At 62.9% G+C, this 11,849-nt stretch carries 11 protein-coding genes and 1 pseudogene; all 12 read left to right on the forward strand.

Annotated elements, in window-relative coordinates; all coding sequences use genetic code 11:
• Positions 1–2 precede the first annotated feature (2 nt).
• Entirely contained in the window at positions 3–164 is a 162-nt protein-coding gene (locus K0F85_RS05885) for a hypothetical protein (RefSeq protein WP_219114958.1), read from the forward strand.
• A gap of 3 nt (positions 165–167) precedes the next feature.
• Positions 168–509, forward strand: coding sequence for a head-tail connector protein (locus K0F85_RS05890; protein ID WP_219114959.1), 342 nt, complete (start codon positions 168–170; stop codon positions 507–509).
• Positions 509–862, forward strand: a complete 354-nt coding sequence (locus tag K0F85_RS05895) for a head-tail adaptor protein (RefSeq protein ID WP_219114960.1) — start codon at positions 509–511, stop codon at positions 860–862. Before K0F85_RS05890 ends, K0F85_RS05895 begins: the two co-directional genes overlap by 1 nt.
• Entirely contained in the window at positions 859–1,347 is a 489-nt protein-coding gene (locus tag K0F85_RS05900) for an HK97-gp10 family putative phage morphogenesis protein (RefSeq protein ID WP_219114961.1), read from the forward strand. Before K0F85_RS05895 ends, K0F85_RS05900 begins: the two co-directional genes overlap by 4 nt.
• Before the next feature lie 7 nt (positions 1,348–1,354).
• Positions 1,355–1,576: a hypothetical protein gene (locus tag K0F85_RS05905; RefSeq protein WP_219114962.1), complete on the forward strand. Its 222-nt coding sequence runs from the start codon at positions 1,355–1,357 to the stop codon at positions 1,574–1,576.
• Positions 1,573–1,980, forward strand: coding sequence for a DUF3168 domain-containing protein (locus tag K0F85_RS05910; RefSeq protein WP_219114963.1), 408 nt, complete (start codon positions 1,573–1,575; stop codon positions 1,978–1,980). Before K0F85_RS05905 ends, K0F85_RS05910 begins: the two co-directional genes overlap by 4 nt.
• A 72-nt stretch (positions 1,981–2,052) precedes the next feature.
• The gene (locus K0F85_RS05915) at positions 2,053–2,505 is read left to right on the forward strand and encodes a hypothetical protein (protein ID WP_219114964.1); all 453 of its coding nucleotides are present in this window, start codon (positions 2,053–2,055) and stop codon (positions 2,503–2,505) included.
• A gap of 112 nt (positions 2,506–2,617) precedes the next feature.
• A complete protein-coding gene (locus K0F85_RS05920) occupies positions 2,618–3,043 on the forward strand; it encodes a hypothetical protein (RefSeq protein WP_219114965.1) in 426 nt (141 codons plus the stop codon).
• 8 nt (positions 3,044–3,051) lie between these two features.
• Complete coding sequence (locus K0F85_RS05925; protein WP_219114966.1) at positions 3,052–3,468, forward strand: hypothetical protein; 417 nt, start codon at positions 3,052–3,054, stop codon at positions 3,466–3,468.
• A gap of 246 nt (positions 3,469–3,714) precedes the next feature.
• Complete coding sequence (locus tag K0F85_RS05930; RefSeq protein WP_257572561.1) at positions 3,715–8,922, forward strand: tape measure protein; 5,208 nt, start codon at positions 3,715–3,717, stop codon at positions 8,920–8,922.
• Positions 8,919–10,388: a hypothetical protein gene (locus tag K0F85_RS05935; protein ID WP_219114968.1), complete on the forward strand. Its 1,470-nt coding sequence runs from the start codon at positions 8,919–8,921 to the stop codon at positions 10,386–10,388. The genes K0F85_RS05930 and K0F85_RS05935 overlap by 4 nt, the downstream gene beginning before the upstream one ends.
• A pseudogene (locus K0F85_RS05940) lies at positions 10,385–11,849 on the forward strand (hypothetical protein); the annotation flags it as partial. The gene K0F85_RS05935 and the pseudogene K0F85_RS05940, both read left to right, overlap by 4 nt.

An 11,849-nucleotide genomic window follows, 5' to 3' on the forward strand; every position in this document is an offset into this window, starting at 1 on the left:
CCATGATTTTCAGCAAAGAGTTCCGTGGCGTGCGCGACGGCGAAATCTACCCCGAAACGTTCCAGCCAGGTGACGAATGCCCGCCCGAGCTGGTTGACGCGGCGCTGAGCCTGGAAGTGCTCGAAGTGCCTGAACCGGTCGAGTCGAAGAAAAAGGACAAGTAATCCATGTTCCTGACACCTGAATTGGCCAAGGGCTACCAGCGCATCGTCGGCAACGATGAGGACGAAGTGATCGGCCTGATCCTTTCGGCCGCTGAGCGCGCCGCGCTGGCCTACCTGAACCGCCAGGTGTTCGTCGACATTGCCGCCATGGATGCGGCGATCATGGCCGGTACCGCCGGCGAGTTTCCGATGGTAATCGAGGACGATATCAAGCTTGGCATCCTGAAGCTGTTCGGCGACATGTACGAAAACCGCGAGGACAGCGTGCTGGCCGTGTCGGTGGCGCGGTTGCCGCTGAGCTCGAAAGAGCTGCTGCGCCCGCACCGCATCGGGAATGGCGTCTGATGCGCGCCGGCCAACTGGACAGCCGGGTCACCATCGAGCGGCCAACATCGGCTGATGCCGGTGACGGCTACGGCCCGCAGCCTGGTGGCTGGGTCCCGTTCGCCGTGCGCGTGCCGGTGCAGGTGCAGGATGCCTTGCCCAGCAAGTCGGAAGCCGTGCAAGAGGGCTTGGCCGTGGCCACGCGCCGGGCGCGATTGCGCATGCGCTACTTGCGCGGCATCACTTCCGACATGCGCATCACGCTGCATGGTGACATCGACGAGTCTTTCCAGATCGTCGGCGGCCCGGCCAAGATTGGCCGCCGGGAATGGCTGGAAATGACTATTGAGCAATATTCAACCCAGGGGCAATGATGGCTGACGACCGCAATATCACCGGCGGCAAGGCGCTGGACGATTTTCTCAAGTCCCTGCCGGCTAATATCGAGCGCAACATCATGCGTTCGGCGTTGCGCCAGGGTGCCAACGTATTCAAGGCCGAGGTGCAGGAGAACATCCCCGTTGAAAGTGGCGAGCTGCGCCGCAGTGTGCGCGTGGTCACGAAGGCAAAGGGCGGCCGAGTCACGGCATCCGTGCGCGTGGGCAACAAGCGCGCTTGGTATGGCCCCATGGTGGAGTTCGGCACCAAGCCGCACAAGATCGTGCCGAAGAAGAAGGGCGCCCTGGTCATCGGCCAGACGCGCGCCATGGTGGTGGACCACCCGGGCGCCAAGCCGCATCCGTTCATTCGGCCTGCATTCGATACCAAGCCCGACGCTGCCATCGCCGCCGTGGGCGCGCAGATCCGCAAGCGCCTGACTGCCGAGGGCATCAACGTGCCTGCGGCTGAAACCGATTAGGACCACCATGAAAATCAAGATGCTGAAAACCATGCCGGGCTCGATCGACGGCGTGACCGTGATCGAGCTGCAGGCCGGTACCGAATACACCATGACCGACGCCGCGCGCGGCGTGCGCCGTGCTGCTGCCTACATCCGCCGCAGCGAGGCCGTCGAAGTCATCGACGCCGCCACCGGCGGCGAGCCAGTAGCGGCCGCGCCCGCGCGCAAGGCACGCGCCAAGAAATGAGCGCCATCAAAGTGATCCGCGCGCTGCTGGTCGCGCATGCGCCGGTGCTGGCCTTGGTGCCGGCGGCGCGCATCGTAGCCGGTACCGTGCCGCAGGGCACGCCGCTGCCTGCCATCGGCCTGACCGAAATCAGCCGGGTCGAGCTACCGACCGTGTCGCTGGGCCAGCGCGCCGTCCAGGTTACCGCGCGCGTCCAGGTCACGGTGCACGCCGGCACCTATCCGGATCAAAAAGCCGTGCTGCAGGCGGCCAGGATGGGCGCGGGAGCGCATACCGGCAATGTCGCCGGCATTGCCGTGCGTAGTGTGATGCGCGATGTAGTCGGCCCGGACATGAGCGACCTCGATGCCGGTATCTACCAGCAGTCGCGCGACTTCAAGGTGGTCTACGTCGAAGAAAATTAGCCAGATCCACAGGTTTTCCAGCCCGCCCGTATCGCAATCTGCGTGCGGGCTTTTTTATTGAAAGGTATCAAAATGGCATTTCCCAATGATTTTGAGACAGTCGCCGGCACCAAGCTGTTTGTCTGCGCGACCCGGCCGGCAGACAATACGGTGGCCGCCTTCGCGGCGCTCACCTGGGTCGAAGTCGGTGACATCACCAGTGTTGGCGGCGTAAAAGGCCGCGAATACAGCACCTCCACACTGGCGACGGTGAGCAGTGCGCACGACCGCGAGAAAAAAGGCAGCTACAAGCTGCCGAACGCCGAAATGGAATGCGCCTGGGTCGAAGACGACGCTGGCCAGATCATCATCGAAGCGGCGGCCAACAACTACACCGTCCCCGCCTTCAAGGTGGAAAAACAGGGCGGTGGCGTGCGCTACTTCACGGCGCAGGTTTCCAAGTTCATCGAAAACCTGGGCACCAGTAACGACACCGTCAAGGGCGCCTTCACCCTGCTGCGCCAGACCGACACCCTCACCGCGTAAGCGGCAACCATCACGGCCACAGGCCACCCCAGCACCGACCTGGTCCGCTTCGCCCTTCGAGGGGCGGGCGGGCTTGGCACGGGCATTTTTATTTCCCTCGAAAGGCAACACCATGGATATCCGCAAATTCGCAGTAGAAGAAACCGCCGTCCTGCACTTGAAAGACGCCAATGACGAGCTGATGTACGCCGACGGCGCCGATGGCAAGCCCGACACGAACAAGCCGATGCGCATCAAGCTGTATGGCCCGGGCTCGAAGAAGTTCGCCAAGGTCCAGGCAGCCAATAACAACAAGCTGTTCACCCGCCTGAAGAAAAAAGGCAAGGAAGACCAGTCGGCAGACGACAAGGCTCAGGAAAGCGCCGACACCCTGACCGCGCTGACGCATTCGTTCGAAAACATCAACTACGACGCACTGGCCGGCGAAGCGCTGCACCGCGCCGTCTACATCGATACCAGCATCGGTTTCATCGCCACCCAGGTCAATACCCACCTGAATGACTGGGCAAATTTTACGAAGGCCTCGGCGACGAACTAAGCCAGTTCGTGCGGCACAGCGCCTGGCTCGGCGCCGTGCCCGAGGCTGCGCCCGGCGCGCGCGCCGATGCCGCCAAGCTGTCGCGCCGCGAGCGCATCGAGCGTGACGGCGGCGAGATCGAAATGCCGCCTTTTGACGACGGCGAATACCTGATCGGTTACCTGTACGAGCTGGGCCCGACCGTAGCGGCCGGCATGGGCGCCGGGCCGGTGACCTTTGCCGAGATGGCCGCATGGCAAGCGGCGCGCGGCTTCGAACTGGAACCGTGGGAGGCGCGCCTGCTGCGACGCTTGTCTGTCGACTACCTGGCCGAATCGCACCGCGCTACCGAGATGAATTGCCCGCCGCCGTGGGGTGGATCGGTTGCCGTGCGCGTCAGCCATGACCGCGCAGCAGCACGCGCCCTTGAGTTGTTTCTTGCATAGACCGTCCACGTGGCGGTCTTTTTTTTCGTCTGCCGCCCATGAGGTGGCTTTTGTATTGGATACGCGATGGTCGTCGGTGATCTTGAAATTCGCCTGCGGGCAGATATTGCCCGGCTGCAGGCCGATATGACGCAGGCGCGTCGTACTGTCACGGAAACCCAGGACAAGATCAACGCGGCCGCCAATGCCATGAAAACGGCGCTGGCGGGCATCGGCATCGGCGCCGGTCTGGCCGAAATCATCAAGATGGCCGATGAATACGCCAAGTTCACGGCGCAGCTGCGCCTGGCGTCGACGTCGGTCGCCGACTATGCGGCGTCGTACGACGCCGTCAAACGCATTGCGAAAACCTCGCAGCAGGACCTGGCCAGCACGGGTGTGCTGTATGCCCGAATTGCCAACGGGACGCGCGAGCTCGGGACGACGCAAAAGCAAGTTGCCGCCATCACCGAGACCGTCAACCTGGCGCTGCGTGTGAGCGGCGCCACGGCGACCGAGTCGGCCTCGGCCCAGCTGCAGCTGTCGCAGGCATTCGCATCGGGCACGCTGCGCGGCGAGGAATTCAACGCCGTCAATGAGGCGGCGCCGCGGCTGATGAAGGCGCTGGCCGACGGCATGGGCCTGCCGGTGGGCGCGCTCAAGGCGATGGCGGGCGAGGGGTTGATCACGTCCAACATCATGGCCACGGTGCTGCCAAAGGCGCTGGAGTCGCTGCGCGAGGAAAGCAAGAATATCCAGACGATTTCGGGCGCCTTTACCGTGCTGAAAAACGAAATGCTGGAGTTTTTCGGTATCCAGGCACAGGCCAATGGCACCGTAGCGATGATTACCAGTGCAATTCGGTTGCTCTCCGAAAATCTGGGAGGGTTGGTAATTATCCTTAAAACGCTGACTGCGTATCAAATCGGTACGTGGTTGGCAACCTGGGTGACCAAGACGTATCAGCAGGTATCGGCAAGCATTGCTCTGCGAGCTTCTACGGTGGCAGCGGCTGAGGCCGAAATGGCAAGAACTACGATTCTTGTGGCGCAGTCGCAGGCAGCCATCACCGGTCTTGCAGTCACGCATGAGGCTACGCTTGTTAGGCTGCGCTCGGCAAATGCCGACATTGTTGCTGCTCAAGCCGCAATCGCTGCGGCCAGTGCGGCCGGTGCATTAAGTTTTGCACTTCGCACACTGCGATTGGCAACGGCAGAGCTTGCGGTCGCAGAAACTTTGCGAGCTGCGTATCTGGTGGAGTCGGCCGCGCTTGACCGCGCCAAGGTCGCGGCTCTTGCTCAACTTACAGCGGCAACGGCGGCGCAGGCCGCTGCTCAAGCAGCTTTGAATGGCGTCACTGTTGCAGGCATTACGGCCGCCGGTGTCGCGTCCAAAGCGATTGGATTCTTGGGTGGGCCAATTGGCGCGATCATCCTGCTGCTTGGTACTGCGGCCCTGGCATGGGAGGTGTTCGGGAAAAAAGCCAAAGCAGCCAATGAACAAGCGGCTGAATCTTTTGAAGAGGCCCATACCCGGATCATAAAGGCCCTTGATACCCAGATCGATAAGCAGCAAAACCTGTTGCAGCTTAAAAATCTCGGCCTGACCAATCAGCAGGCGGAAAAAGAACTACCCATCATCAAGCAGCTGGAGGCGGCAACCAAAAGGATGGGCGACCTCAATGCGCGTGCTGGTGATTTTGCAGGAATCAGTAACGACGATGCAATTTTCAAGCGCATTGAGTTGAACAAGCAGATTAATGAATTGCTTGAAAAGCAAGCGAAAGCTACCAAAGGCGCCGCCGACGTGGCGATTGTCACCGGCAACGAGGCCTACAAAGAGTGGAAGAAAACCTACGCTACTCGCGAAGAGCAGCGCGCCGCCGAGATCGCCGACCTGAAATCGCGCAATTTGAATGCGGAGCAGTACGCCGAGATCCTGGGCCGCATCAATTTGAAGTATGCAGACAAGGACGCGGCTAAGTCCTTGAAGCAGGAAGAAAACGCCTACAGGACGCTGGTCGCATCGATCCAGGAGAAACTGGAGGCCAACAAGCTGGAGGCGCTCGGTTTCGAGAGCATGACCGACGCGCAAAAGATGACGGTCAAGCTGAATGCCGCCATCCTGGCCGACAAGACCAAATTGAACCGGGCCGATATCGAGCGCGCGCGTGTGCTGATCGCCCAAGTGGCCGCCGAAGATGCGCAGCTGCTGTCGGGCAAGAACGTGAAAAAGGCGATACAGGAACTGAAGGAAGAGCGTGACAAGGATGCCGCGTCCGCCTTCGACGAGATCGAGGCCAACAAGCAGGCGATCGCCACCTTCGGCCTGACCAAGGCGCAGATCGAGGCGCTGACGCTGGCCCGCATGGAAGACCGCTTGGCGCGCCGCGGCCCGCAGGATCTGGACCTGGACGAGGCCGAAGTCAACCACCTGACGCGCATGATCGGCCTACAAAAGGAAAAGGCGGCCACGGCAGCCACCCTGGGCGCGCTCGATGCCGGCACCGATGTGACGAAGGCCAAGGAACTGCTCGACATCCTGACAGCGGTCGACAACGCTGCTAAGGACGCGGCATCGGGCATGGCGGCCAGCTTCGGCGCCGTCGGACAGGCGATCGGCGGCATGACCACCGCATTGACCGGTTTTTCGCGCGATCAGGCAGCAATTGCCGCGCAGCTGGCGGCGTCGATGAAGGACGCCGGCGGCGATCCGGACAAAATCGCCAAGGCACAGGCTATGGCCGCACAGCAGGGCGCGCAGGCGCAGGTGCGGTCGTATGGCGACATGGCCAAGGCCGCCAAGGGCTTCTTCAAGGAAAACAGCACCGGCTACAAGTTGATGGAAACTGCAGAAAAAGCATTTCGCGCATACGAAATGGCGATGGCGATTGAGTCGATGGTGAAAAAACTGTTCACCGTTTCCGCTGTCACGACAGCTACGGTGGGCGGCGAGGCGGCAAAAGCGGCTGCGGTTCAAGCCGGCGTGGCGACGCAGCTGACTGCCGATACCGTCAAAGGCACGTCCGCTGCAGCGGTGGCGGTCGCAACGCAAGCGCAGGGCGATCCTTACAGCGCTTGGATTCGCATGGCCGCGATGGCAGCCGCGATGGCCGCCCTGGGCTTCGCAGTATCTGGCGGCGGTGGATCGGACACGACTGCCAAGGATCGCCAGGCCGCCACCGGTACCGGATCCATCCTGGGCGACTCGTCGGCGAAATCCGAATCGATCGCCCACAGCCTGGCCATCATGGAGAAAAACTCCGGCCTGGGCCTGGCGCACACCATTTCGATGGACCAGTCGCTGAAACAGATGGTGGCCGGCATCGGTAACCTGGGCAACCTGCTGGCGCGCTCGGGTATCACCGCCGCCGGCGCTGGCGCGACGGCGGGCATCACCACCGGCAGCACGCCCACGTTGGGCAAGGTCGGGCAAGGCGTGTTAACTGGTGCTGCGACGTATGGCGGCGCGGTGCTGGGCGGCAGTATTGCCGGTGCCATGACCATGGGCACCATCGGCAGCAGCCTGACCATGATGGGCGCCGTCGCCGGCCCCATCGGCATGGCCATCGGTGCCGCCATCGGTTTTGTGGTGTCGAAATTGATCAAAACGTCCGTGTCGGTCAAGGACTCAGGGATCACGGGCGCGGCCACATCGCTGGGCAACGTAGACGCGCTGGGCTTCAATGCCCAGGCGTATGCCGACATCAATGTCAAAAAGAAGGCGTTCGGCATCAGCTACAGCAGCAAAGACAGCACGCAGACGGCTGCGCTGTCGAACGAAATGAACGACCAGTTCACCATGATCATCACCAGCATGGGCGACACCATCCGCAGCGCAGCCGACGTGCTGGGCCTGGGTGGTGCTGCGTTCAATGCGCACCTCAATTCGTTCGTGGTGAACCTGGGCAAAATCTCGCTGAAAGACTTGTCGGCCGAGGAGCAGCAGAAAGCCCTGGAGACGGCGTTCTCGAAAATGGGCGACGACATGGCCAAGTTTGGCGTGGCCGGCCTGGCGCAATACCAGGCTGTCGGCGAGGGTTATCTGGAAACTCTGGTGCGCGTGACCAACGACTACATCCAGGTATCCGACGTGCTGGCTGTGCTGGGCAAGTCCTTCAATACCACAGGCCTGGGCGCGGTGGCGCTGAGCGAAAGCCTGATCACTGCGGCCGGCGGTCTGGAGGCGCTGACCAGCGGCACCAGTTACTTTGTCGAAAACTTCCTGACCGAAGCCGAACGCATGGCGCCGATCACCAAATCGGTGAACGATGCCATGGGCAAGCTGGGAATATCGGGCGTGACCACGGTCGACCAGTTCAAGGCCCTGGTGCTGGCGCAGGACTTGAACACGGCCGCTGGCCAGTCCATGTATGCGCAGCTGATCGCCATCGCTGAGCCGTTCAAGAAAGCAGCCGACTACGCGGCCGAGCTGGCGGCGGCAACCGGCGACTTTGCTGCCGTGGCAAAAACTGCCAGCGAAATCGCCAGCGAGCACCGTGACCTGCAGCAGCAGCTGAACGAATTGACGAAAAGCGAAACGGAACTGCTGGCCATCCAGCGCTCCAGCATCGCCGCCGTCAACCGTGCGCTCTTCGACCAGGTGCAGGCGGCCAAGGCCGTGGTATCGGCCAAGGACGCCCTGGGCAAAGCCTACGACAGAGAGGCGGCAGCGGCCCAGACGGCGCTGGATAAATCGAAATCGTGGGTGGCAACGCTCAACGGCCTGAACGCCAGCATGGCCCTGGGCAGCCAGTCCATCCTGACGCCAGAGCAGAAGTACGCCGAGGCGCGGGCCCAGTTCGAGAAGACCCTGGCGGCCGCGAATGCCGGCGACACGACGGCGCAGTCCGGCCTGTCGGCTGCCGAGCAGGCCTTCCTGACGGCTTCGCAGGTGGTCAACGCCTCGGACGCCCGCTACGCGGCAGATTACGCCCGCGTGGTGGACGCCAACAACGAGGCGTTGAAATGGGCCTCGGCCCAGGTCGACGTGCAGCAGGCCAGTCTGGATGCCCTCAAGGCCCAGGTGTCGGGCCTGATCACCATCAACGACAGCGTGCTGACGGTGGCGCAAGCCATCGCCAACCTGCATGCGGCGATGGGCACGGCCACGGGGTTGGGAGTGAAGTTTGATGGCTCCCATGCCGGCGGCCTGGCCAATGTCCCGTTTGATGGCTACGCGGCGGAGCTGCACCGCGGCGAAGTGGTGGTGGACGCACAAGCTGCCGCTGCCATGCGCCGGTATTTCGGTGGGGCGCCAAGCCAGGGCGGTGGCAACAACGACGCCTTGGTGGCCGAGGTCAAGAGCCTGCGGGAAGAGCTCAAGGGGCTGCGCGCAGATCAAAAGGCGCAAACCGGCGCCACCATTCAGGCCACCGTCGAATCGAACGACAAAGCGGCCAAGACGGTCGTGGCTGGTGTCGATAAATCCGCTAAGGCATCCGCCTGGGCGAAACAAGTGGAGTATTCCGAATGACCGATGCGCAATTTTTGGCGTGGCTGCAAAGCTCGTCGGCCACTCGCATGGTGCTGATCGAGGCGCAAGTGAATGTGGCGGGCGTCGAAGTGACGCGTTCTATCTCATCCTGGCCGTATGTCACCGGCCCGGCCGACCTCCCGCCCAACGTCGAGTACTTGCCGCTGGCCACGGGTGGGTTGGCATTCACCGAGCAGGTCAGCCTGACCGGCGAGGCGGGCCTGTCGGGCGGAGATATTGAGCTCGACAACGGTGATGGTGCGCTTGATGGCTGGCTCGCCGACGTCTGGCGTAACCGGCCCATCAAGGCCTGGTCCGGTGACCCAGCCTGGCCGCGCAGCGACTTTCGGCTGATCTTCGACGGCATCGTCGCCGATATTGGCAGTTCCGCGCGCGAATCGATCAATCTGTCGTTGCGCGACAAGCTGCAGCGCCTGGACACGCCAATTGCTGAGGCGAAGCTGGGCGGCATGTCGCCGAACAAGGATGCGACCTTGCCGATCCCTTTTGGCGAATGTCATAACGTGACGCCGCTGCTGACCAACCCAGCTACGCTGGAGTATGGCTTCCTGGGCGCGGTGGAGTCGAGTTTCGAGGTGCGCACCAACGGCAAGCCGATTGCCGTGGCCTTGAATGACCAGGCGGGGCGCTTCAACCTGACCACCGACCCGTTTTCCACCACGATCACAGTCAGCGTGCAGGGCGACAAGGGTGATGGCTATGCGCCGCGCATCGCTCCGCTGGTGCAGCGCATCGCCACCGCCTACGGCAAGGCATCGGACCGTTTTACCTTGGACGACCTAGACCTGGCCAACCTGGCCGCCTTCGATGCTGCCCACCCGCAGCTGGTGGGCCTGTACGTTGCGGACCGGACGAACCAGGCGCAGGCTATCCAGCAGCTGGCGGCCAGCGTGGGCGCCCAGGCGGTCATGTCGCGCACCGGCCAGCTGCGCCTGGTGCAGATCGCGCTGCCGGCCGCCGGCGTGTCGGTGGAGATCGGGCCAGAGCACATGCGGCTCGATTCCCTGCGCCCGGTACAGCGCCTGCCGGTGGTGGCGGCCGTCAAGATCGCCTTCGACCGCAACTGGACGGTGCAAGCAAGTCTGACCACCAGCATTCCGCCGGCGCACGCCGACCTGTACGCGACGGAGTGGCTGACGGAAACGGCAGTCGATGCTGCGGTAAAGGCGCGCTACCGGCTGACGGACGACCCGCCGCAAATTGAAACCTGCCTCAAGTCGAACGCGGACGCGCAGGCGGAAGCGGCGCGGCGCCTGGCCCTGAACAAGGTGCAGCGCACGATTTACGAATTTGACGGAGAGCCTGAAATTATGATGCTGGAACTGGGGCAGCCCGTGGTGCTGCGCGATGATCGCTTCGGCCTGCAGGGCGGTGTGCCTGGTGTGGTGGTGCTGCTGTCACACCAATGGCTGGCCGGGCGCGTGACGGTGGGGGTGCTGGTATGAGCGCCATCGGTGGTGCGCGCGATATGCTGCTGCAGGCCTCGGGAGAACGCTTCAGCACGACCGCCGATGGCAAGGCGATCCTGCTGGCTGGCAGCACGCCGGTATTTCGCGTGAACAGTGCCGGCGCCGGCGCACCCGGCTCGATTGCCATTACCGCCAAGCCGGTCAATGTGGTGGGCGATATCGTGTTTTCGGTCTCGGCTGGCACGCAGATTACCGTCAACGGCAACGTGGCCACGGTCGACTTTGCCACCATGACCACGGATACGGCCCTGGTGCAGGCCCGCATCCGCGAATTTGGCGTCGATTACGTCGCCAACTACATGATCAGCAAGGTCTTCGACGGCGTCGCTGGCGACACCGGCCTGGCCGGCTTGAACACGGGCCAGGCCTTCGCCTACAGGCGCGCGGCGGCCGTCCCTACTGATTCGCCGGGTGACGTGATCTTCACTTTTGCCACGGGTAGCATCACGACGCCGGCTGGCAACGACCTGGCCAATGGCTGGTCGAAGAATATCCCGGCCGGCACGGCGCCGCTGTACGTGCGCGTGGCAGCCGCCAGTTCGCGCAATGCCACGGACAATATCGCCGCCAATGAATGGTCGGCGGCCGTGCAGCTGGCCAAGGACGGCACCGATGGCTTGAACGTGGCGCCCGTGCGCATCTACCAGCGCGGCGCCATCAATATTGCGCCTGCGCTGCCGAGCGGGGCATGCACGTTCACCTTTGCCACGGGCGCACTGGTGGGCCTGAACAACGGCTGGTCGACCCAGGTGCCGACAGCCGGCGGCGCCTATCTATTCACCTCGGGTGCGACAGCGGCTGCACGCACCGACACCGATGATATACAACCAGGAGAATGGGCCGCTGCCGCGCGCCTGGCCGCCGACGGCGCCACCGGCCAGCGCGGCACGGTCACCGTGACGGCGCCCGGCTACTCCACCTGGTCGGATGCCTCGGCCGTGTACGAGCTGGGCCACGCAGGATATGGCGCGCCGATCAACCGGGACGTTGTCACCCTGTACGACGCCACGCATGCGGTGACGAAGTATTTTGACAACGGTGCCTGGCTGGTGCTGGGTACAGTGCTGAACGGCAATTTGTTGGTGGAGGGATCCGTGGCGGCCAAGGCGCTGTCGGTGGACAAGCTATCGTCGATTAAGGCGAATTTGGGCGAGGTGACTGCTGGCGACCTGTACGGCACCACGCTGCACGGTGGGCCGGGCTACCCCACCAACATCTATGATTGGCCCACAAACGGCGGGACTGGCTTTCACCTCAGTGAGCGAGGACTTTTGCTCGGCAATGCACGTACAGGCGGTTACGTCGAATTAGGAAGTGGGGGATATGTGTCCATGCCGGGATTGTTGATAGAAAACGGTAAGGCCTCCTTTTCAGGACAGCTATCAGCTGTTACTGGCACGGTCGGCTTGCTTCGCAGTCGGGACACGGGAGGTCGCA

It is taken from the genome of Janthinobacterium sp. UMAB-56 (assembly GCF_900095265.1).
GTDB lineage: Bacteria > Pseudomonadota > Gammaproteobacteria > Burkholderiales > Burkholderiaceae_D > Janthinobacterium.